We start from the raw sequence: 21200 nt of genomic DNA, 5'->3' as shown, positions 1-21200 counted from the left end.
TTCAAGGGCGTAACTCAACCGGTGTTGCTCGATCTCGCCCGAATGTTTCACAGTGCGGCCGGTCGAAACACCCTGCGGCCCTGCCATGGGTGCTTTTCGGTCGTGGTGGCGCTTTCAATTACGTCCTGAGCGCGACGATCACTGCGCGACGCAGCAATCTCCTGCTACTCTTCCTGCGTGACGCAGCTACTGCGTCACGCATCGATAGATCGCACCTGATCACCAACACCTGATGGAGAACTCATGCTCACCGTCGCCGTCACCGGAGCCACCGGAGCCCAGGGCTGGGCCACCGCCCGCGCCTTGCTGGCAGCCGGTCACCGGGTGCGCGCGCTCACCCGCCGTCCCGACTCACCCGCCGCCGACGCCCTGCGCGACCTCGGCGCCGAGGTGTGCCACGCCGACTTCGACGACCGCCCCTCCCTGAAGGCCGCCCTGACCGGGGCGGACTCCCTCTTCGCGGTCACCACCCCGTTCGGCACCGACACCGCCACCGAAGTCCGGCACGGCAGGACCCTCGTCGACACCGCAGCCGAGGCCCGTCTCGGGCACATCGTGTTCACCTCCGCCGCCCACGCCGACCGGGGCACCGGCGTCCCGCACTACGAGAGCAAGCACGTGATCGAGCAGCACCTGCGTGCGGCCGAGGTGCCCTGGACGGTGATCGGTCCGGCGGCGTTCATGGACAACTACGCGGGCGGCTGGACCCTCGACGGGCTACGCGAAGGCACCTTCGGCTGGCCCATGCCCGCCGGCCGGCCGCTCGCCCTCATCCCCGCCTCCGACATCGGCGCGTTCGCCGCGCTGGTCCTCCAGCGCCGTGACGAGTTCACCGGCCGCCGCATCGACATCGCCTCCGACGCGCGCACCCCCGGCCAGATTGCGGAGATCCTCGCGGCCGCCACGGGGCGCCCGGTAACCCACCAAGAGGTGCCCCTGGCCCATGTCCGGACTCGATCGGCGGACCTGGCGGCCATGTTCGAGTACTTCACGACCGTCGGCCTCGACGTCGACGTCGACGTCGCCGGGCTGCGCCGTGACTACCCCGAAATCGGCTGGCACGATTTCACCGACTGGGCCGTCGCCCAGGACTGGGCCGGCCTCCTGTGAGCGCCACGCGCCGCCGGCCGTACGGCGCGTGGCTGAGCCTGCCGACGTGGGCCGTCGGGCCGCCTCACCAGGAATGGGCGACATCCACCACGAGCTTGTCGGACAGCTGGGTCACCTTGAACGGCAGGCGGGCGCGCACACCCAGACCGACCTGGCTCTGGCCTTCGAAGCTGGCCCCGAACTTGGCGTCCCGGAAGGTCTTGTAGCCCGTCAGGTCCACGCCGGGGAGCGGCTGCTTGCCCTTGCCCGGGTAGGTCGTCGTGTGGTGCTCCGTGTCGTACGAGGCCGCGTCGACGCGGATCTCCAGGATCGCGCCGCCGGACACCGGGATCGGGTCTCCGCTGCCGTCCTGGTAGAAGGCGTCGACGTACTGGACGGTGTAGCCGAGCCGACTGGTGCTCCCGGCGGGGATGTCGAAGACGATGCGGTCGTAGCAGTCGTGGCTGCCCGTCCTGATGTTCGGCAGGAGCGCGGGTGCTTCCTCCGTCGCCGTCTTCGGCTGGCTGCCCCAGCCGGTCGCACAGGCGGCGGCCGTGCCGCCGCTCGCGTCGGCGAACGCGGTCGGAGCCGTCACGGCCATGGACAGGCCCAGCATCGCGGTAGCGGCGAGTAACGCTCCGCGCGACACCTTGCGCATGTTTCCTCCAAGCGGGACTTGACGATCAGTTCGGCGCCTCCTAGACGGCCACGGCAGGGGTTTGGTTGTACGGGGAGTATCGGTAGGTTGGCGCCATGTCCTGCGTACTTGTTGTCGGTTACGACCCGCTGGCGATACCCGGAGTCGACGGAGCAGCCCTCCGCGCGGCCCTCGAGACGGAGCTGGCCCGGTTCGGCGAGCACGGCATCGACGCGGCCATGACGCTGCTCGTGTTCGACGAATCGGCCGAGTCCACGCTCATCGCGTCATTGACCGAGCGTCCGTGGGACGTGGTCGTCATCGGCGGCGGGATCCGCAAGGCGGAGCAGTTGCTCCCGCTGTTCGAGCAGCTCGTGAACCTCGTCCGCCGCCACGCGCCGCAGGCCGCCATCGCGTTCAACACCAGTGGCGGGGACAGCGTCGAAGCGGCACAGCGCTGGCTCTGAGTTCGTCGGCACCACCCCTTGACCAGGCGGTCACCCACCCTGGACCATGTTGCGCATCACTCATGTTGCGTATCACTCACACTGTTGCGCATCGCGCGCAGAGGGAGGGTGTCATGTCTCCACGACCGCAGCCCGGCCGCGAGTTCGTCCTCACGCTGTCGTGCCCTGACCGGGCCGGGCTCGTCCATGCCGTGACCGCCTTTCTCGTCAGCCACTCCGGCAACATCCTGGAGAGCCAGCAGTTCGACGACCGGCTGCAGGACCGCTTCTTCATGCGGATGCACTTCGATGTCACGGATCGGGGCGTCTCACTGGAGGAGCTGCGTACCGGCTTCGGCCCGGTCGCCGAGGCGTACCGGATCACCTGGCAGCTGCACGACGCGTCGACCCCGACCCGGACGCTGATCATGGTGTCGAAGTTCGGTCACTGCCTGAACGACCTGCTCTTCCGCAAGTCCACCGGCGCGCTGAACATCGAGATCCCGGCGATCGTCTCCAACCACCGCGAGTTCGAGTCACTGCGCAGAACTACGGCATCCCCTTCCACCACATCCCGGTGACACCCCAGACCAAGGCGGAGGCGGAGGCCCGGCTGCTGCGCCTCGTCGACGAGCTCGACGTCGACCTCGTGGTACTCGCCCGGTACATGCAGATCCTCTCCGACGACCTGTGCAAACAGCTCGAGGGCCGGGCCATCAACATCCACCACTCCTTCCTGCCCAGCTTCAAGGGGGCCCGGCCGTACGTCCAGGCGCACCGGCGCGGCGTCAAACTCGTCGGGGCCACGGCGCACTACGTCACGCCCGACCTCGACGAAGGCCCGATCATCGAACAGGACGTCGTCCGCGTGAGCCACTCGCACGCCCCGGACGAGCTGGTCACCCTGGGCCGCGACGTCGAGGCCCAGGTACTCGCCCGCGCCGTGCAGTGGCACAGCGAGTGCCGTGTGCTGGTCAACGGCAACTGCACGGTCGTCTTCCGCTGAGCGGCGGGCGACGAGGCCGCGCGGAAGCGGGGCGCTGCCCCGCGCCGGTTCCTCACCAGTCCGCCAGGTAGCCGGCGAAGGACGAGCGCACCAGTACCCGGAAACCGGCCCTGGTCTCCTCGCGGGCGACCAGGACGACCTGGGTGCGGGCCGGCGTCGTCTGGGCGCAGACGTCGGTGACGGAGACGGGTTCGTCCCCGGCCGCCGCGCGGATCCGGCCCTCCAGGTCCCGCTCGATGCCGGACGGTCCCGCCACCAGCCATTCGTGGGGGCCGAGCCACAACACGGTGCGGTTCCCGGCTCGTACGACGGTGTCGGGTTGCGGCGGGAGCTGGAGTCCCAGGGCGAGGCCCATGGCGTCGGCCGCCGGGCTCTTGGCGTCGAGGCGGACGTTCACCTGGGTCAGGAAGGGAAGTCCGGCCAGGCGGACCGCGCCCCCGGAGGAGCGGGTCGCGGCGGCCAGGCGGTCGGCTGCTTGCGCCAGGGGGCTGTGCTGCCGTGTGGTCGGGGCGGTGTCGGCCATCACGGCGGGCTCCCTCGGCGGTGCCTTGGTACGGGGCGACGGTCACCGAGGTGAGGCGGTCGCCGCCCGACGTGCCGGTGACCGCGTGCCCGGCCAGTACGTCGATACCGGCGGACCTGGCGCGCTCGGCCCACCCGCCCGGCTCGGGCCGGGTGTCGACGATCGCCCTGACGTCCACGCCCGCCGCCGCCAGGTCGAGCGCGGCGGCATGGGCGCTGTCGTCGGTGGTGAACACGACCTCGTGCCGGCCCGGCAGAACGGCGTACCGGCGCAGGTACGCCCGGGCCGAGGCGGCGAGCATCACGCCGGGGCGGTCGTTGTCCCCGAACGCCGGCGGGCGTTCGTGGGCGCCGGTCGCCAGGACCACGCGCCTGGCGCGGATCCGTCAGACCCGTTCGCGGGAGACGTGTTCCGGGGCCTGGGCGCCGAGGTGGTTGGTGCGGCGCTCGACGGCGAGGAGGTGGTCGTCGTCGTAGAGGCCGAAGACGGTGGTGCGGCGCAGAACGCGGACCTCAGGGGCGGCTTCGAGCCGCGCGCGCGTCGACTCCACCCAGTCGAGGAGTTCGCCGGTGCCGAGGAGGCTGCCGCCGGATTCGCTGACGGTGCAGTTCGGCGCGGAGCGCGGCGTGGACCTCGGGATCCAGCTCCGCCAAGGGGGTGTTGAGCGCGTTCTGGTGCGTCCAGCTGCAAGGCGGAGGAGGGAGTCGACGCGGAGCGTCGGCGAGTGACGACAACGCCGCAGATGGGCGTGCCAAGCCCCGCGTCTGCGGCATGATCCGCCGGGCAGGCCCTAGCCACGGAGGCGGGACATGGTCGGGTCGAACAGGGGCTCTTCGGCGACGACCGCCTCGACGCGCCGGTCGAAGTAGCCGATGTGCACGGTGGTGCCGGGGACGGCCAGTTCCGAGGGCAGCCAGGCGTAGGCGATGCCCTTGCCGATGGTGTAGCCGTAGGCGGCGCTGGTGACGTGGCCGACGGCGCGGTCGCCGTCGTAGACCGGTTCCTTGCCCATGACGACGGCCCGCGGGTCGTCGATGGTGAGGCAGCTCAGCGTGCGCCGTACGCCGGCCCTGCGCCGCTCCAGCGCCTCCTTGCCGATGAAGTCGCCCTTGTCGGGCTTGACGGCGAAGCCGACTCCGGCCTCGTAGGGGTCGTGCTCGTAGGTCATGTCGGTGCCGAAGGAGCGGTAGCCCTTCTCCAGGCGGAGGCTGTTGAAAGCGCCGCGGCCTGCGATGACGCCGCCGAGCGGCTCGGCCGCCGCCCAGAGGGTGTCCCACAGCTTCTCGCCCAGGTCGGCGGTGGTGTACAGCTCCCAGCCGAGCTCGCCGACGTACGACAGGCGCATCGCGGTGACCGGGACGCTGCCGATGTGGGCGCGCTTGGCGCGGAAGTACTTCAGACCGTCGCCGGAGAAGTCCGCGTCGGTCAGGGGCTGCAGGACCTCGCGGGCGAGCGGGCCCCACAGGCCGACGCAGCAGGTACCGGCGGTGATGTCGCGGACCTGGACGGTGCCGTCGGCGGGGAGGTGGCGGCCGAACCAGTCGAGGTCCAGGTTGCCGTTGGCGCCGACCTGGAAGAGGTCGCGGGCCAGGCGGGCGACGGTGATGTCGCTGCGGATGCCGCCATCGTGGTCCAGGAGCAGGGTGTACGTCACCGAGCCGACGGACTTGGCGACCTTGCCGGTGCACAGCCGCTCCAGGAAGGCGCCGGCACCGGGGCCGCTGACTTCGAGGCGCTTGAGGGCCGTCATGTCGTACATCGCGACGGTCTCGCGGGTGGCCTGGGCCTCGGCGCCGACGATGGGCGACCAGTAGCGTGCGGCCCAGTCGTTGGGGGTGGGGATGTTCCGGCCTTCGACCAGCGCCGCGTTGGCCTCGTACCACTGGGGGCGCTCCCAGCCGTTCGCCTCCAGGAAGAACGCGCCGTGTTCCTGCTGGCGGCGGTGGAAGGGGCTGGTGCGGATCGGGCGCGGCTTCCCGGACGGCTGGAGGGGGTGGAGGATGTCGTAGACCTCGGCGAAGTTCTGGCAGTCGCGGGCCAGGACGTACTCCGGGGAGAGCTGGTGCGGCTCGAAGCGGTTGACGTCGCATTCGTGCAGGTCGAACGAGGAACAGTGGCCGTCGACCAGCCACTCGGCCATGGCCCGCCCGACGCCCGCGGAGTGGGTGACCCAGACGGCCTCGGCGACCCAGAAGCCCTTGACGTCCGGGGACTCGCCGAGCAGCGGGTAGCCGTCGGTCGTGAAGGAGAACAGGCCGTTGATGCCCTCCTCGATCTTCGCCTCCCTGGTGGCAGGGAGCAGGGACCGCGTCTCGGTCCAGGCGTCCTCGAAGTCCTCCTCGGTGAACTTCAGGACGGACGGCATCTCCTCGGCCTCGTCGAAGGAGAGGATGTCGTCGGCGGAGATCGGCATCGGGCGGTGCCCGTAGTAGCCGATGCCGAGGCCGTCGAAGCGGTCGCGGTAGTACAGGTCGGCGTCCTGGTGGCGCAGGATCGGGCGGACGGCCTCCTCCGTCTGGCCGGCGAGGGCCGGTACCGGGCCGGTCCAGGCCAGTTGGTGGGCGAGCGGGGTGAGCGGGAGGTTCATCCCGGCCATGCGGGCGATCCTCGGGCCCCAGATGCCGGCGCAGCACACGACGATGTCGGCGGGGAGCTCGCCCTGGTCGGTGCGGACGCCGGTGATCTCGCCCTCGCTCTGGAGGACGTCGAGCACCTCGTGCCGGGCCAGGAAGGTCACGCCGCGCTCGGTGGCCCGGCGGATCTGCGCCTCGACGGCGAGCACGGCCTTGGCCAGGCCGTCGGTGGGGACGAGGAGACCGCCGAGGACCTTCTCGCGGTCGACCAGCGGGTGCCGCTCGACGCACTCGTCGGGGGTGAGCAGCCGCGCCTCGATGCCCCAGGCGGTGATCCAGCCGTGGCGCCGGTGCAGTTCGGTCAGGCGCTCGGGGCTGGTCGCCACCTCGAGGCCGCCGACCTGGAGGAAGCAGGGCTTGCCGTCGACGTCGAGGGAGCAGAACTTCTCGACGGTGTAGCGGGCCAGCTCCGTCATCGTCTTCGAGGGGTTCGTCTGGAAGACCAGGCCCGGGGCGTGCGAGCTCGAGCCCCCGGTGGCCGGGAGGGGGCCCTGGTCGACCACGGTCACTTCGGTCCAGCCGCGTGCGGAGATCTCGTCCGCGAGGGCCGCTCCCACGACGCCCGCTCCGATGATGACCACTCGGGGTCCCGCCATCGCCCAACCTCCGAACTCGAAACCGGTTCAGTTGCTGTCTGCGCAACTTGATTCAGGTTGCGCAACTCAATGTGCCTGCCGCCGAGGAGAGGTGTCAAGGGGTCCGTGACGTCGGAAAACGGCGGGAAACGCAGCCCGGACACGGCAATGCCCGGCGGGCGGCGCGCACCTGTGCGCACCGCCCGCCGGGCATGTCCGTCCGACCGTGATCCAGGGCTACTTGATCCAGGCGTCGACCTTGGCGCGGTTGGCGTCCACCCACTTCTTGGCCGCCGCCTCGTCCGACATCTTGTCCACCGCGATGTACTTGGCCACGGTGTTCTGGTCGTCGTTGGTCCAGTTGAACTTCTTCACCAGGTCGTACGCCGGGCTGCCGGACTTGGCGAACTTCGCGCTGACGATCTTGTCCAGGTTGTAGACGGGGTAGTCGCAGGCGACCTTCGCCGCGTCGGCGTCGCAGCCCGTCGTGTACTTGGGCAGGTTCACCTTCACCAGCGGCACCTCGGACAGGAACCACTGCGGCTCGTAGAAGTAGCCGATCATCCACTGCTTCTTCTTCTCAGCCGTGCGGAAGGACTGGATGAGCGCGGTCTCACTGCCCGCGTACACCACCTTGAAGTTCAGCTTCAGGTTCTTCACCAGCGCCGCGTCGTTGGTGACGTACGACGGGTCGCCGTCCAGCAGCTGGCCCTTGCCGCCCGACTCGGAGGTCTTGAATTGGCCGGCGTACTTGTCGAGGTTCTTCCAGTCGGTGATGTCCGGGTGCGCCTTGGCCAGCCACGGCGGCACGAACCAGCCGATGGCGCCCTTGTTGCCGGTCTGGCCGGCCTCCACGGCGGTCTTCTGCTGGGTGATGTACTTCTTCTTCAGGTCGTCGTGGCCCCAGTTCTCCAGGACGGCGTCGACCTCGCCGGTGCCGAAGCCCTGCCAGGCGATCTGTTCCTTCAGGTCCTTCTTGTTGACCGTGCAGTGGAGGTCGTTCTGCGCCACGTACGCGACGACCGCCGCGTCCGCCTCGTAGCCCACCCAGGGGTTGACGGCCAGGTTGAACGTGCCGCACTTGCCCGAGCTCCCCGAGCCGCCCGCGGAGGAGCTGTCGCCGACCTTCGCCCCGCCGCAGGCGGTGAGGGTGAGGCCGAGGACGGCCACGCCCGCCGCGCCGGTCCGCCAGTGTCTTGCCATCGTGTCGCGCTCCTTTATGCCCTGGTGCGGCGCGCCGCAGCCTGAGTGATCCGGTCGAACATGACTCCGAGCAGTACGATGGCGAGTCCTGCCGCCAGCCCCTTGCCGTACAGCTCTACCTGAGAGAAGCCGGCCACGACGTCGTAGCCGAGGGCGCCGGCCCCCACCAGGCCGCCCACAACAACCATCGACAGCACGTAGATCAGACCCTGGTTGGTCGCGAGCGTCAGGGCGCTGCGTGCCATCGGCAGCTGGACCTTGGTGATGATCTGCCAGGTGTTGCAGCCGGCGGACATGGCCGCCTCCACGGTGGTCTCGGGCACGTTCCGCACACCGTCCGCGATGATCTTGACCGCGACGGGCGCCCCGTACACCACGGCGGCGACGATGGCGGTGAAGCGGGTGGCACCGAAGAGCGCGAGGAACGGCACGAGGTAGACGAACGGCGGCATGACCTGCGCGGCGTCCAGGGTGGGCCGGATCAGCCGGTCCACCAGCGCGCTGCGGCCCATCCACACGCCGAAGACGACACCCAGCAGCATCACCAGTGCCGTCGCCACCACGGTCGAGGCCAGGGTCGTCATGGCGTCCGACCAGACCCCCGTACCGACGAGCAGCCCGACGCAGACGCCGGCGATCACCGCGGCACGCCAGCCGCCGAGCGCCGCGCCGAGCCCGGCCAGGACCGCGCCGACCAGCCACCACGGGGAGTCGGTGAGCAGTGTCTGGAACGGGTTGAGCAGGCCGTAGCTGATCGCGTTCCTGAAGGCGTTGGTCAGGCCCGACAGATGGTCCTGCAACCAGGTGGTCGTGGTGTCGGCGGCGCTCGCGATGTGGCTGCCCACCGTGCCCTGGCCGGGGAACTCGGCCGCCCAGACGTAGGTGTGCGACAGGTACACCAGGACCGCCGCGGCGACCCCGCCCGCGATCAGCAGCGGCCGCCGCCAGGCGGTGAAGCGGTGGCCGGCTCGCCGGGCCGCTTCCTCCCGCACGCTCGCGGCCGTGGTGACCCGGTCCAGCACGATGGCCATGACGACGATCGCGAGACCGGCGTTGAAGGCCGTGCCGACGTCGAGCGACTGCAGCGCCTGTACGACGGTCTTGCCGAGGCCGGGCGCGTCGATCAGGGCGGCGATGGTCACCATGGCCAGGGCGGCCATGATGGTCTGGTTGACGCCCATGACCACGGTCCGCTTCGACATCGGCAGCAGCACCTTCAGCAGCTGCTGCGCCCTTGTCGTGCCCATCGAGTCCGCCGCCTCGACGGTGGTCGCGGGCACGGAGCGGATGGCGTGCGCGGTGATACGGATCGCCGGCGGCGCCGCGTAGATCACCGTGGTGATCACCGCGGAGGCCCCTCCGATGAGGAAGATCAGGGTCAGCGGGGCGAGGTAGACGAAGGTCGGCATGGTCTGCATGAAGTCCAGGAACGGCGTCATGATCCGGTTGAACCGGTCGGACAGACCGGCCCACACCCCGAGCGGGATGCCGATGAGCAGGGCCACGAGGACCGCCGACAGGGTCAGCGCCAGCGTGTCCATGCTCTCCTGCCACAGACCCTGCAGCCCGAAGAAGGTGAAGCCCGCCACCGCCAGCAGGGCCACCCGCCAGTTGCCCACGGCCCACGACACATAGCCGGTGAGCCCGACGACGCCGAGCCAGCCGATCTGTGGGACCGGGCGGCCGTCGGAGGGCTGGGAGATCAAGGACTGGACGAAGGTCACCAGGTTGTCGATGACCAGTCGGATCTCGTTGAAGCCGTACACGAAGACCGGGTTGGAGTTGCGGTTGGCGCCGATCGAGTCGTTGACGTCGTTCAGCCAGCGGTGCAGGCCGGTCAGGTCGGCGGCCGCGAGGGTCAGGGTCTGCCGGCCGCGCAGCACGGCGAACAGCACCAGCCAGCCGACCAGGATCGCCGCGACCACCATGGGTCTGCTGATCTTCTTACGCAGGGGCGCGACCGCCGTGGTCGCGTCGGCTACCGCGGCCATCACGCACCGCCGTCCTGACCTGCGACCACGGAGAGGATCTCCTCGTCGCCGACGATGCCGAGCAGTTTGCCGTTCTCGACGACCTTGACCGGCTTCTCGGCGGCGAGCACCGCCCGGGTGGCCTCGCGCACCACGACGTCCGGACCGAACTCGGGTCCGTCGAGGGCGTCCTCGGGCTGCGCGGGGCGCATGATCCACCGCAGGGTGAGTACGTCGCCGCGGGGCACGTCCTTGACGAAGTCCCGTACGTAGTCGTCGGCGGGGGCGCCGACCAGTTCGTCGCCGGTGCCGCACTGGACCATCTTGCCGTCGCGCATGATCAGGATGCGGTCGCCCAGCTTCAGCGCCTCGGAGAGATCATGGGTGATGAACACCATGGTCTTGCCGACCTCGTGGTGCAGGCGGATGACCTCGCTCTGCATGTCGCGTCGGATCAGCGGGTCGAGCGCGGAGAACGGCTCGTCGAAGAAGAGGATGTCGGGGTCGCCGGCGAGGGCGCGGGCGAGACCGACGCGCTGCTGCATGCCACCGGAGAGCTGGTCGGGGTAGGAGTTCTCGTATCCGGCCAGGCCCACCAGTTCGACGACCTCCAGCGCGCGCCTGGTGCGCTCGGCCTTGCCCATGCCCCGGATCTCCAGGCCGAACGCCACGTTGTCGACGACCCTGCGGTGCGGAAGCAGACCGAAGTGCTGGAAGACCATGGAGAACTTGCTGCGCCGCATCTCACGCAGTCGTCCGGGGTCGGCGCCGCGGATGTCCTCGCCCTCGAAGACGATCTCCCCGGCGGTGGGTTCGATCAGCCGGGTCAGACATCGCACCAGGGTGGACTTGCCGGAGCCGGACAGCCCCATGACTACGAAGACCTCGCCGGGGGACACCTCGAAGTTCACGTCCCGTACGGCGGCGGTGCACCCGGTGCGGTCCATGAGCTCGCGGCGGGTGAGCCCGCACAGCTCCTCGGAGCCCGGCACCTCGCCGGCCTTCGGCCCGAACACCTTCCACAGCCGGCGCACGGAGATGACCGGGGTGCGGTCCTGGGGGTCCTGGGACGTGTCGCGCCGCTGCGACACCTCGGTCTGTGCTGGGGTCATCGTGACCTCTTTTCGGCGTTCAGCCGCGGAACCAGCGCTGCGGCCGGGGTTGGATGTTCTGCCAGACATGCTTGGGCTCCCGGTACTCGTCAAGGCCGCTCGGCCCCAGCTCGCGGCCCACGCCCGAGCGCCCGAAACCACCCCATTCCGCTTGCGGCACATAGGGGTGGTAGTCGTTGATCCACACGGTGCCGTGGCGCAGCCCGCGCGCCACCCGCTGGGCCTTGCCCGCGTCCTGCGTCCAGACGGCTCCGGCGAGTCCGTACTCCGTGTCGTTGGCGATGCGGACGGCATCGTCCTCGTCCTGGAAGCGCTCGACGGTGAGCACGGGGCCGAAGGACTCCTCGTGCACCACGCGCATGTCCTGCCGGCACTCGTCGAGGACGGTGGGCAGGTAGTAGAAGCCGGATCCCAGCGCGGGGTCGTCGGGGCGCGCACCGCCGCAGCGCAGTACGGCGCCCTCCGCGAGTCCGGCCGCGACGTACGCCTCGACCTTCTCCCGGTGCTGTCCGGAGACCAGCGCACCGGTCTCGGCCTCCGGGTCGAAGGGGCCGCCGAGGCGGATCAGCCGGGCGCGGCGGACGATCTCGTCGACGAAGGCGTCGTGGAGACGGTCCTCGACGACCAGCCGGGCGCCGGCCGAGCAGACCTGCCCGGAGTGCAGGAAGACGGCGGTGAGCGCGAAGTCGACGGCGGTCTCGAAGTCGGCGTCGGCGAAGACCACGTTCGGGTTCTTGCCGCCGAGTTCCAGCGCGACCTTCTTCACCGTCGCGGCGGCGGTGGCCATGATGCGCCGCCCGGTCTGAAGGCCTCCGGTGAACGAGACCATGTCGACGGCCGGGTGCTCGGCCAGCGGCGCGCCCGCCTCGGCTCCGGCGCCCAGCACGAGATTGGCGGCGCCGGCCGGGAGCCCCGCCTCCTCGAGGGCCTTCATCAGCAGGATCGAGGTGGAGGGCGTGAGCTCGCTGGGCTTGAGGACGACGGTGTTGCCCGCGAGGAGCGCCGGGGCGACCTTCCACGAGGCCTGCAGCAGCGGGTAGTTCCAGGGGGTGATCAGTCCGCAGACGCCTACGGGTTCGTAACTGACCCGGCTGAGCGCGTCGTCGCGGCCGGTGTCGATCACCCGGCCGGCGCTGGTGCCGGCGATGCCGCCGTAGTAGCGGAGGCAGGAGACGACGTCGGCGATGTCGTACTCGCTCTCCACCAGACGTTTGCCGGTGTCGAGGGACTCGGCGCGGGCGAACTCCTTGGCGTCGCGTTCCAGGATGTCGGCGGTGCGCAGCAGAGTCGCGCCGCGTTCGCGCTCGGGGGTGCGCGGCCAGGGGCCGTCGTCGAAGGCCCGCCGGGCCGCGGCGATGGCCGCCTCGGTGTCGGGGCGGGTGGCCTCCGAGACCGTCGCGACGAGCGTGCCGTCCGCCGGACAGCGGATCTCCCGGTGGCCTCCGGCCGCCGCGGGGCGCCATTGTCCGTCCACGTACAGATCTGCCACGGCCGCGCCCTTCGAAGCGAATTCGTTGCGCATTATGCACTGGATTGCTTGTGGTGGAACACACTTGCGGAATGGGCCGACGCACGTCAAGGGGTCGGCGGATTGCGATTTCAGCCGTCCAGCCGGTCCAGCAGGGCGCGGCGCCAACGCTCCGTCTCCGCAACCTGGTTGAAGGTGAACAGGTGCAGGCCGGCCACACCCGCGGACGGCCCGGTGAGCGCGTCCGTGCCCCGCACGAGCAGTCGCTGCGGGTCGTATCCGCCGGGTGCCGCGAACCGCAGGAACCAGGAGGCGTGCCTGGTGAGGAAGCGCGTCGACTCCCCCACTCCGATCTTCGTGGCCATGGACAGCAGCTTCGCCCGTTGCACGGGCCCGGCCACGCCCACGTACACGGGCAGGGTCACCTCACGGCGCCGGATCCGGGTGATCCAGTCGCCGAGCACGCGCGGGTCGAAGCACAGGTTGCTCACGATGTACGTGGCGTGCGCGTGCTTGTCCCACATCGCCTGGACGGTGAGGTCGTCGTGGATGAGCGGATGGCTCTCCGGATAGCCCGTGATCCCCATGTCCGCGAAGGGCCTGCCCAGTTCGCCGAGTCTGCGCAGGACCGGCAGCGCCGCGTCGTACGGCCCGGCCGGCGGGTCGGCGTCGCCCGCGGGCACGAAGAGGTCGTCGACTCCCGCCGCGCGCAGCCGCTCGGCGACCTCCTTGAGGTGCGTGTCGTCGCGCAGCAGCCGTGCGGGCACATGCGGGACGACACGGTAACCGTGCGCCGTGAGCCGCTCGGTGAGACCGAGCGTCGGCTCCAGACCCTTGACGGGCGAAGCCGTGACCGTGACCACGACGTCCCGGGGGACATGGGCGAGGACCTTGTCCTCGGTCGCCTTCGCCGGCAGCACCTCGTAGCGGACCCGGGCGAGCAGCGCCCGCAGGGCCTCGGCCCCCATGGCCTACCCGGCCTGTTTCTGGGCGTCGCGGTGCCGGTAGTACGCGGCCTGGGAGGGCGGCAGCGGTTCCTTGCCGAGGATCAGGTCCGCCGCCTTCTCGGCGATCATCATCACCGGCGCGTAGATGTTGCCGTTGGTGACGTACGGCATCACCGACGCGTCCACCACACGCAGCCCGTCCAGCCCGTGCACCCGCATGCTCAGCGGGTCGACGACGGACATCTCGTCGGTGCCCATCTTGCAGGTACAGGACGGGTGCAGGGCGGTCTCGCCGTCCTTGGCGACCCAGGCGAGAATCTCCTCGTCCGTCTCCACGGACGGGCCGGGCGAGATCTCCCCGTCGTTGTACGGGGCGAGCGCGGGCTGGCTGAGGAGCCCCCGGGCCACCCGGATCGCCTCGACCCACTCGCGGCGGTCCTGTTCGGTGGAGAGGTAGTTGAAGCGCAGCGCCGGGTGTTCGCCCGGGTCCCTGCTCTTGATCTTCACCGAGCCGATCGCGTCGGAGTACATGGGCCCGACGTGGACCTGGTAGCCGTGGCCGCCGGCCGGCACGGAGCCGTCGTAGCGGACCGCGATGGGCAGGAAGTGGAACATCAGGTTGGGGTAGTCCACGTCCTCGTTGCTGCGGCAGAAGCCGCCGGCCTCGAAGTGGTTGGTGGCGGCGGGTCCCTTGCGGAAGAGCCACTGCAGGCCGATGAAGGGGGCCCGCCACTTCGCCAGGTACGGCTGCATGGACACGGGCTGCTTGCAGGCGTACTGGATGTACACCTCCAGGTGGTCCTGCATGTTCTCGCCGACGCCCGGCAGGTCGTGGACGACGTCGATGCCGAGGGCGCGCAGTTCCTCGGCGTTGCCGACGCCGGAGAGCTGCAGCAGCTGCGGGGAGTTGATCGCGCCGCCGCACAGGATGACTTCCCTGGCCCGGACCTGCTCCGGGGCGCCCTTGCCGCGCCGGAACTCGACACCGACGGCCTTCTTGCCCTCGAAGAGGACGCGGGTGACGAGGGCGCGGGTCTTCACGGTGAGGTTGGGCCGCTTCCTTGCGGGCTTGAGGTACGCCTTCGACGCCGACAGGCGCCGACCGCGGTGGACATTGCGGTCGAATTTGGCGAAACCTTCCTGCCGGTAGCCGTTCACATCGTCCGTGGGCGCGTGGCCCGCTTGCCGGGTGGCTTCGAGGAACGCGGTGAAGAGCGGATTGGTGGCCGGTCCGCGCTCCAGGACGAGGGGGCCGTCGTGGCCGCGGAACTCGTCGTCCGGGTCGGCGGCCAGACAGTTCTCCATCCGGCGGAAGTACGGCAGGCAGTGGGCGTAGTCCCAGGTCTCCATGCCGGGGTCGGCGGCCCAGCGCTCGTAGTCCATGGGATTGCCGCGCTGGAAGATCATGCCGTTGATGCTGCTGGAGCCCCCGAGTACCTTGCCGCGGGCGTGGTAGACGCGCCGGCCGCCCATGTGGGGCTCCGGCTCGGACTCGTACTTCCAGTCGTAGAAACGGCTGCCTATGGGGTAGGTCAGCGCGGCGGGCATGTGGATGAACACGTCCCACGGATAGTCGGGACGGCCCGCCTCGAGCACGAGCACCCGGTTCGCGGGGTCGGCCGAGAGCCGGTTCGCCAGTGCGCTGCCGGCTGATCCACCGCCGACGATGACGAAGTCGTAGTGCAGGAGAGCCATGGTGCCTCGTCTCGCTCGCGCCATCGATACGCGGGCATGCTAGTACGGGTATCGCTATACGCACCAGGTTGCGAACAACGCAACTTGTAAGGCCTTGATTGCGGTCGGGTTACTTGCACGGGCGTTGTTTACTGCGCGTATAGTTCCGCTATGAGCAACTACAGTCCGGAGACCGAAAGCAACGGGTCGCAGACCGGCGGAGTGCAGTCCGTCGACCGGGCCATCAGCGTCCTCGAGATCCTGGCCCAGCGCGGCGAAGCGGGCGTGAGCGAGGTGGCCGCCGAGATCGAGGTGCACAAGTCGACCGCGTTCCGTCTGCTCGGCGCCCTGGAGGCGCGTGGTCTCGTCGAGCAGTCGGGCGAGCGGGGCAAGTACCGGCTCGGCTTCGGCATCGTACGCCTGGCGGGCGCCGTCACGGGACGCATCGACATCACCCAGCAGGGCCGTCCGGTGTGCGAGCGCCTGGCCGAGGAGCTCGGCGAGACGGTCAACATCGCCGTGATGCAGGAGCACTTCGCGATCAACCTCTACCAGGTGCGCGGCCCCGGCGCCATCACCGCGCACAACTGGGTCGGCCAGCTGACCCCCCTGCACGCCACCTCCAGCGGCAAGATCATCCTCGCTCACCTGCCGGCCAAGGAACGCGCCGAGCTGCTGACCGAGGCCGGCCTGAAGAAGATGACCCCCCGCACCATCTCCTCGAAGGCGAAGCTGGAGAAGAACCTCGCCGAGGCCCGCGAGCGCGGTTACGCCTGGACGCTGGAGGAGCTGGAGATCGGGCTGCACGCCATGGCCGCACCGATCCGTGACCGGGACGGGCAGGTCATCGCGTCGATCAGCGCCTCCGGGCCCTCCTACCGGTTCACCGAGGAACGCATGCACGAGCTGGCTCCGGTGCTCGTCAAGGGCGCGGAGGAGATCAGCCACCGCATGGGATACCTGGGCTGAGCGCCCACAACACGACCGCCGTACGGCCCGCGCCCGCCTTCCGCGCGGGCCACGGGCACACCCGCCACCGCGTCACTCCGGCCGGCGCGTACCGAGCCGCTCGTGCACCCAGTCATGGAAGGCGCCGATATGGTGCTCACTGGGTACGAGCACGCCGCCCTTCGCGTACAGCCGTGAGCTCATCCCCGGCTGGGTGCGCTCGCAGGCGTCGAAGTCCTGGCGGTTGACGCGGTCGAAGAGCTCCACGGACCGGCTGACGTCCTTGCCGTCACCCACGACGTGCGGGAGGTAGAGCCAGTCGCACTCGACGATCGTGCGGTCGACGGCGACCGGGTACATCCGGTGGAAGATCACGTGGTCGGGCACCAGGTTGATGAACACCTGCGGCTTGACGGTGATCGCGTAGTACCGGCGGTCCTGGTCGTCTGACACCCCGGGGATACGGTCCAGTCCCGCGGAGCCGTCGACCGTGAAGCCCTGGATCTCCGTACCGAACTCGGCGCCGTGGCCCACGTAGTACTGGGCCGCGTACCCGTCGGCGAACTCGGGGAGCACCTCGGTGAGTTCGGGATGGATCGTGGCGCAGTGGTAGCACTCCATGAAGTTCTCGATGATGAGCTTCCAGTTCGCGTGGACGTCGTAGACGATCCGCTTGCCCACCGCGAGGCTGTCGATGTCGTAGCGTTCGATCGACTCCACGTCGCCGAGGCGGGCGACCACCTCGCCGATGACGTCCTCCTCGAAGGAGGGCGGGTCCTCCGCCAGGCACACCCAGACATAGCCGAGCCATTCGCGCACGGCCACGCCGACCAGGCCGTACTCGGTGCGGCCGACGTCGGGCATCTTGGTGAGGTTGGGGGCCGCGACCAGTTTGCCCTCGAGGTCGTAGGTCCAGGCGTGGTACGGACACTGGAAGGCGCGCTTGACCTCGCCCGTCCCGTCGGTGCACAGCTTGGCTCCGCGGTGCCGGCAGACGTTGAAGTAGGCGCGGACCGAGTTGTCCCGGGCCCGGGTGACGAGGATGCTCTCGCGGCCCACGTCGACGGTGCGGAAGGCACCGGGCTTCGGCAGGTCCGCAGCGCGGGCGGCGCAGAACCACATCGTCTCGAAGATGCGCTCCTGCTCCTGGGCGAAGACTCCCGGGTCCGTGTAGGCGGTGCCGGGAAGCGTGGCGATCAGGCTGTCCGGCAGGCTTGTCGAGGTCAACGCGGCACTCCTGTTCGAGGCGACGCCGCGTGTCATGCGCGACGCGGCAGGGGATGTGGCAGGCGCCGGTGTCAGGACGCGGCGGCGGTGGTGGCGAACTGCTTGCGCCAGCGGGTGAACAGCCGGGGCTGGTTCATCCCGAGCGCGGCGACCGGCCGGCCCGCCCGCCGGTAGACGGCCAGGAAACTGCGGTCGTCGGTCGAGCCCTCCTCGACCGTCACGCTGTCGGCCCCGGCGGCGTGCCCGACGAACTGGATCTTCACGCCGTACTGGTCGGACCAGAAGTACGGCGGCCGGGGGACGCCCGGTTGTGTCGCACCGTACGCGAGCAGCGCGGCGACGGCGGCGTCCGGCCGTTCCAGCGCGCCGGTCCAGTGCTCGACCCTGCGGTGGAGTCCGGTGCGCGGGTCGTACCAGTTGGCGCAGTCGCCCACGGCGACCACCCCGACCACACTGGTGCGGCCGTCGGCACCGCACTTCACGCCGTTGTCGAGCGCGACGCCGGACCCCTGGAGCCACTCGACGCAGGGACGCGCCCCGACCCCGACGACGACGGTGTCGGCGGGAACACTGCGGCCGTCCTCCAGCAGTACGGCGTCCACCCGGCGCTCCCCGCTGAGCCCCTTGACCCCGACCCCGCACAGCAGCCGTACTCCGTGGTCCAGGTGGAGGGCGGAGACGACCCCGCCCATGGCCTCACCGAGCGGTCCGGCCAGTGGCGTCGGGGCCGCCTCGATCACGGTCACGTCGAGGCCGAGGGCGTACGCCGTGGAGGCGACCTCGGCGCCGACGAACCCGCCGCCGATCACCACCAGCCGTCCGCCGAGGGCCAGTTCGGCCCGCAGGGCGCGGGCGTCGTCGAGGGTGCGCAGCGCGTGGACCCCCGCGAGGCCTTCGGTGCCGGGCAGGGTGCGGGCGGCCGCTCCGGTGGCGATGACCACGCCGTCGGCGTGTATCTCGCGGCCGTCGGCGAGCCGGACGGCACGCCCGGCACGGTCGAGTCCGGTGGCACGGACGCCGAGCACCCACTCCGCCTGGAGTTCCTCGCCGTCGCGCTCCAGCGCCAGATCCGCCTCGCCGAGGGTGCCGACCAGGAACTCCTTGGACAACGGGGGCCTGTCGTACGGGCGGTGGGGCTCGTCGCCGATGACGACCAGCCGGCCGTCGTATCCCCGCTGCCGCAGCGAGCGCGCGGCCGACAGACCTGCCAGCGAGGCGCCGACCACGGCCACTGTCCTCACGCGGGGCCTCCGGCCAGGCGGGCGGCGATGCACGGCGGCAGGTTGGGCGCGTCGGTGGACAGCCGGACGTAGACCGTCCCGTCCTCGACGACGACCTCGTGGGTGCGGACCGGCAGCTTGGCCGGCGGCGCGTCCACGGCTCCCGTCCTCAGGTCGAACGTGGAGGCGTGCAAGGGGCATTCCACCTCGCAGCCCTCCAGCCAGCCGTCGGCGAGCGAGGCGTCCTGGTGGGTGCAGGTGTCGTCGATGGCGAAGAGCTCGCCGTCGTCGGTGTGGAACACCGACACAGGCGGGTCGATGTCGAGCCGGTGGGCCTCGCCTCGCGGCAGATCCGCGAGACGGCACGCGGGAATCATCATGACACCTCGGTGCGTATAACGAAACGGATTGCGGTTAGCGCAACGCCAGTCTGCGGGCCGCTCTGAAGCGTTGTCAAGGCATTCGGAAGCCGGGTTGCGCGGTACCCGGCGACCGCTTTCCGGGCAGCCCGGAGCGACCTCGAAAGCGCAGGTGAAGGGGCGGGTCAGGTACCTCGCCGGGTGCGACGACGGCCCTGCCGCCGGTGGCGTCCACGGGGTATGGCACCGGGGCAGGGCCGCTTCTCTGCCGGGGCGGTCAGAAACCGCGGTCGATCCACTCCTTCAGGTGCGGCGCCTCGGCGCCGATGGTGGTGGTCTCGCCATGGCCGGTGTGCACGACGGTGTCGTCCGGAAGGCCGAGGAGCCGCCCCCTGATCGAATCGATGATCGTGGGGAAGTCGCTGTACGACCTTCCCGTCGCCCCCGGCCCGCCGGCGAACAGCGTGTCGCCGCTGAAGAGCGCGCAGAGGCCCGGGGCGTGCAGACAGACGGCTCCGGGGGCATGGCCGGGGGTGTGCAGCACGGTCAGTTCGGTGCCGGCGACCGGGATGGTCTGCCCGTCGGTCAGTTCGCCGTCGGGCATCCGGCCGGGATGGGTCTGTTGCCACAGCGGCAGGTCATCGGCGTGCAGCAGGACCGGGGCGCCGGTCCGGGCCGCGAGTTCGGGTGCGGCGTCGATGTGGTCGTTGTGCGCGTGGGTGCACACGATCGCGCGGAGAGTGCGTCCGCCGAGGGCTCGTTCGATCGCGTCGGCATCGTGGGCGGCGTCGATGACGACCGCCTCGTCGTCGTCCCCCACGATCCACACGTTGTTGTCGACGTCCCACGTGCCGCCGTCCAGCGAGAACGTCCCCGAGGTGACGAGGCGGTCGATGCGGGCCCCGGTCACGGGAGGACCACCACCGAGCGCAGGACGTCGCCGTGGTGCATGCGCTCGAAGGCCTTCTCGACCTCGTCCAGCGCGATGGTCTCGGTGACGAAGGCGTCCAGATCGAGGCGGCCCTGGAGATGGAGGTCCACGAGCATCGGGAAGTCGCGCGAGGGCAGGCAGTCCCCGTACCAGGACGACTTCAGCGCTCCGCCCCGGCCGAAGACGTCCAGCAGCGGCAGCTCCAGCTTCATCTCCGGTGTCGGCACGCCGACCAGTACGACCGTCCCGGCGAGATCGCGGGCATAGAAGGCCTGCCGGTACGTCTCCGGACGGCCCACCGCGTCGATCACGACATCGGCGCCGAATCCCCCGGTAAGCTCGCGCACCGCGTCGACCGCGTCGGTCTCCTTGGAGTTGACCGTGTGGGTCGCGCCGAGCCTGCTCGCCGTGGCCAGCTTGCGGTCGTCGATGTCCACCGCGATGATCTTCGCCGCACCCGCCAGGTTCGACCCGACGATCGCCGCGTTCCCCACGCCACCGCAGCCGATCACGGCGACGGTGTCACCGCGCCCCACGGTGCCGGTGTTGATGGCCGCGCCGATGCCCGCCATCACCCCGCAGCCCAGCAGCCCCGCGGCGGCAGCCGACGCCGCCCGGTCCACTTTGGTGCACTGACCGGCCGCCACCAGTGTCTTCTCGGCGAACGCGCCGATCCCCAGGGCCGGCGACAGTTCCGTGCCGTCGGTCAGGGTCATCTTCTGCTTCGCGTTGTGGGTGTTGAAGCAGTACCAGGGCCGCCCGCGCAGACACGCCCGGCACTGGCCGCACACGGCACGCCAGTTCAGGATCACGAAGTCGCCGGGGGCCACGTCCGTGACGCCCTCACCCACCGACTCGACCACCCCCGCCGCCTCGTGCCCCAGCAGGAAGGGGAAGTCCTCACTGATGCCGCCCTCGCGATAGTGCAGATCGGTGTGGCAGACACCGCAGGCCTCGATCTTGACCACCGCCTCACCCGGGCCGGGGTCGGGCACGACGATCGTCTCCAGACCGACGGGGGCGCCCTTGCTTCGCGCGACGACAGCACGGACCTGCTGAGCCATGGCCACTCCTTGCCTGACAGCGGATCGAGACGGTGCCCTTGTTGCCTATTACGGCACTCATCTCATCTTTCGCAACACAGCATCGCGGAGGCCGAAGCAGCGGTCAAGCACTGCGGATCGCGCACCCGCCCGACCCGGCCCGTGACCGAATTCCGCTCGTCCGCCGGT

The 21200-nt window shown here is 70.2% G+C and carries 17 protein-coding genes and 2 pseudogenes; 4 read left to right on the top strand and 15 right to left on the bottom strand.

The window, feature by feature from the left end:
- Positions 1–243 precede the first annotated feature (243 nt).
- A complete protein-coding gene (locus ACH45E_RS15320; protein ID WP_361438772.1) occupies positions 244–1110 on the top strand; it encodes an NmrA/HSCARG family protein in 867 nt (288 codons plus the stop codon).
- A gap of 64 nt (positions 1111–1174) precedes the next feature.
- Here ACH45E_RS15320 and ACH45E_RS15315 read toward each other — a convergent pair whose 3' ends face one another.
- Positions 1175–1747 (bottom strand): hypothetical protein, encoded by a 573-nt coding sequence (locus ACH45E_RS15315; RefSeq protein ID WP_361438774.1) that lies wholly within the window; start codon positions 1745–1747, stop codon positions 1175–1177.
- A 95-nt stretch (positions 1748–1842) separates the two neighbouring features.
- On the opposite strand from ACH45E_RS15315, the gene ACH45E_RS15310 reads away from it, so the two are divergent.
- Together ACH45E_RS15310 and purU are read left to right on the top strand one after the other, a co-directional pair.
- Positions 1843–2193 (top strand): hypothetical protein, encoded by a 351-nt coding sequence (locus ACH45E_RS15310; protein ID WP_361438776.1) that lies wholly within the window; start codon positions 1843–1845, stop codon positions 2191–2193.
- A 113-nt stretch (positions 2194–2306) separates the two neighbouring features.
- Positions 2307–3178, top strand: a pseudogene (gene purU, locus ACH45E_RS15305) (formyltetrahydrofolate deformylase).
- A gap of 52 nt (positions 3179–3230) precedes the next feature.
- On the opposite strand, the gene ACH45E_RS15300 reads toward purU, so the two are convergent.
- From ACH45E_RS15300 to betA, 9 genes and pseudogenes are all read right to left on the bottom strand, one after another.
- Positions 3231–3701: a sarcosine oxidase subunit gamma family protein gene (locus tag ACH45E_RS15300; RefSeq protein WP_361438778.1), complete on the bottom strand. Its 471-nt coding sequence runs from the start codon at positions 3699–3701 to the stop codon at positions 3231–3233.
- A 4-nt stretch (positions 3702–3705) separates the two neighbouring features.
- Positions 3706–4296 (bottom strand): annotated as a pseudogene (locus tag ACH45E_RS15295) (ferredoxin); the annotation flags it as partial.
- 195 nt (positions 4297–4491) lie between these two features.
- Positions 4492–6930: an FAD-dependent oxidoreductase gene (locus ACH45E_RS15290; protein ID WP_361438780.1), complete on the bottom strand. Its 2439-nt coding sequence runs from the start codon at positions 6928–6930 to the stop codon at positions 4492–4494.
- Positions 6931–7146: 216 nt separating this feature from the next.
- On the bottom strand, positions 7147–8112 hold the full coding sequence (locus ACH45E_RS15285; RefSeq protein ID WP_361438782.1) for an ABC transporter substrate-binding protein: 966 nt from the start codon (positions 8110–8112) through the stop codon (positions 7147–7149).
- A 14-nt stretch (positions 8113–8126) separates the two neighbouring features.
- Positions 8127–10103 carry an ABC transporter permease subunit gene (locus tag ACH45E_RS15280; RefSeq protein WP_361438784.1) on the bottom strand — a complete coding sequence of 659 codons (1977 nt, stop codon included), beginning with the start codon at positions 10101–10103 and terminating at the stop codon, positions 8127–8129.
- Positions 10103–11194, bottom strand: a complete 1092-nt coding sequence (locus ACH45E_RS15275) for a glycine betaine/L-proline ABC transporter ATP-binding protein (RefSeq protein ID WP_361438786.1) — start codon at positions 11192–11194, stop codon at positions 10103–10105. The genes ACH45E_RS15280 and ACH45E_RS15275 overlap by 1 nt, the downstream gene beginning before the upstream one ends.
- A gap of 19 nt (positions 11195–11213) precedes the next feature.
- Positions 11214–12683, bottom strand: coding sequence for an aldehyde dehydrogenase family protein (locus tag ACH45E_RS15270; RefSeq protein ID WP_361438788.1), 1470 nt, complete (start codon positions 12681–12683; stop codon positions 11214–11216).
- Positions 12684–12793: 110 nt separating this feature from the next.
- A complete protein-coding gene (locus ACH45E_RS15265) occupies positions 12794–13630 on the bottom strand; it encodes a 5,10-methylenetetrahydrofolate reductase (protein ID WP_361438790.1) in 837 nt (278 codons plus the stop codon).
- A 3-nt stretch (positions 13631–13633) separates the two neighbouring features.
- Positions 13634–15304 (bottom strand): choline dehydrogenase, encoded by a 1671-nt coding sequence (betA, locus tag ACH45E_RS15260; RefSeq protein WP_361438792.1) that lies wholly within the window; start codon positions 15302–15304, stop codon positions 13634–13636.
- A gap of 150 nt (positions 15305–15454) precedes the next feature.
- Here betA and ACH45E_RS15255 point away from each other — a divergent pair, with 150 nt between their 5' ends.
- Entirely contained in the window at positions 15455–16252 is a 798-nt protein-coding gene (locus tag ACH45E_RS15255) for an IclR family transcriptional regulator (protein WP_361438794.1), read from the top strand.
- Between the two features lie 72 nt (positions 16253–16324).
- Here ACH45E_RS15255 and ACH45E_RS15250 read toward each other — a convergent pair whose 3' ends face one another.
- The 5 genes from ACH45E_RS15250 to ACH45E_RS15230 form a co-directional block, all read right to left on the bottom strand.
- The gene (locus ACH45E_RS15250) at positions 16325–17458 is read right to left on the bottom strand and encodes an aromatic ring-hydroxylating dioxygenase subunit alpha (RefSeq protein WP_361438796.1); all 1134 of its coding nucleotides are present in this window, start codon (positions 17456–17458) and stop codon (positions 16325–16327) included.
- A gap of 71 nt (positions 17459–17529) precedes the next feature.
- Complete coding sequence (locus ACH45E_RS15245; protein WP_361438798.1) at positions 17530–18699, bottom strand: FAD-dependent oxidoreductase; 1170 nt, start codon at positions 18697–18699, stop codon at positions 17530–17532.
- The gene (locus ACH45E_RS15240; RefSeq protein ID WP_361438800.1) at positions 18696–19058 is read right to left on the bottom strand and encodes a bifunctional 3-phenylpropionate/cinnamic acid dioxygenase ferredoxin subunit; all 363 of its coding nucleotides are present in this window, start codon (positions 19056–19058) and stop codon (positions 18696–18698) included. The genes ACH45E_RS15245 and ACH45E_RS15240 overlap by 4 nt, the downstream gene beginning before the upstream one ends.
- A gap of 256 nt (positions 19059–19314) precedes the next feature.
- Positions 19315–19947, bottom strand: a complete 633-nt coding sequence (locus tag ACH45E_RS15235; RefSeq protein ID WP_361438802.1) for an MBL fold metallo-hydrolase — start codon at positions 19945–19947, stop codon at positions 19315–19317.
- Positions 19944–21032: an S-(hydroxymethyl)mycothiol dehydrogenase gene (locus ACH45E_RS15230; protein WP_361438804.1), complete on the bottom strand. Its 1089-nt coding sequence runs from the start codon at positions 21030–21032 to the stop codon at positions 19944–19946. Before ACH45E_RS15230 ends, ACH45E_RS15235 begins: the two co-directional genes overlap by 4 nt.
- Positions 21033–21200: the final 168 nt, after the last annotated feature.

Source organism: Streptomyces sp. NPDC020299 (assembly GCF_044387825.1).
Lineage (GTDB): Bacteria > Actinomycetota > Actinomycetes > Streptomycetales > Streptomycetaceae > Streptomyces.
This window is presented reverse-complemented; position numbering and strand designations above follow the sequence as displayed.

Coding starts and splice junctions, on each gene's coding strand:
- ACH45E_RS15310 (WP_361438776.1), top strand. CDS start 1,843: ATGTCCTGCGTACTTGTTGTCGGTTACGACCCGCTGGCGATACCCGGA.
- ACH45E_RS15275 (WP_361438786.1), bottom strand. CDS start 11,194: ATGACCCCAGCACAGACCGAGGTGTCGCAGCGGCGCGACACGTCCCAG.
- ACH45E_RS15230 (WP_361438804.1), bottom strand. CDS start 21,032: ATGGCTCAGCAGGTCCGTGCTGTCGTCGCGCGAAGCAAGGGCGCCCCC.
- ACH45E_RS15285 (WP_361438782.1), bottom strand. CDS start 8,112: ATGGCAAGACACTGGCGGACCGGCGCGGCGGGCGTGGCCGTCCTCGGC.
- ACH45E_RS15300 (WP_361438778.1), bottom strand. CDS start 3,701: ATGGCCGACACCGCCCCGACCACACGGCAGCACAGCCCCCTGGCGCAA.
- betA (WP_361438792.1), bottom strand. CDS start 15,304: ATGGCTCTCCTGCACTACGACTTCGTCATCGTCGGCGGTGGATCAGCC.
- ACH45E_RS15290 (WP_361438780.1), bottom strand. CDS start 6,930: ATGGCGGGACCCCGAGTGGTCATCATCGGAGCGGGCGTCGTGGGAGCG.
- ACH45E_RS15265 (WP_361438790.1), bottom strand. CDS start 13,630: ATGGGGGCCGAGGCCCTGCGGGCGCTGCTCGCCCGGGTCCGCTACGAG.
- ACH45E_RS15240 (WP_361438800.1), bottom strand. CDS start 19,058: ATGATGATTCCCGCGTGCCGTCTCGCGGATCTGCCGCGAGGCGAGGCC.
- ACH45E_RS15280 (WP_361438784.1), bottom strand. CDS start 10,103: ATGGCCGCGGTAGCCGACGCGACCACGGCGGTCGCGCCCCTGCGTAAG.
- ACH45E_RS15255 (WP_361438794.1), top strand. CDS start 15,455: ATGAGCAACTACAGTCCGGAGACCGAAAGCAACGGGTCGCAGACCGGC.
- ACH45E_RS15315 (WP_361438774.1), bottom strand. CDS start 1,747: ATGCGCAAGGTGTCGCGCGGAGCGTTACTCGCCGCTACCGCGATGCTG.
- ACH45E_RS15320 (WP_361438772.1), top strand. CDS start 244: ATGCTCACCGTCGCCGTCACCGGAGCCACCGGAGCCCAGGGCTGGGCC.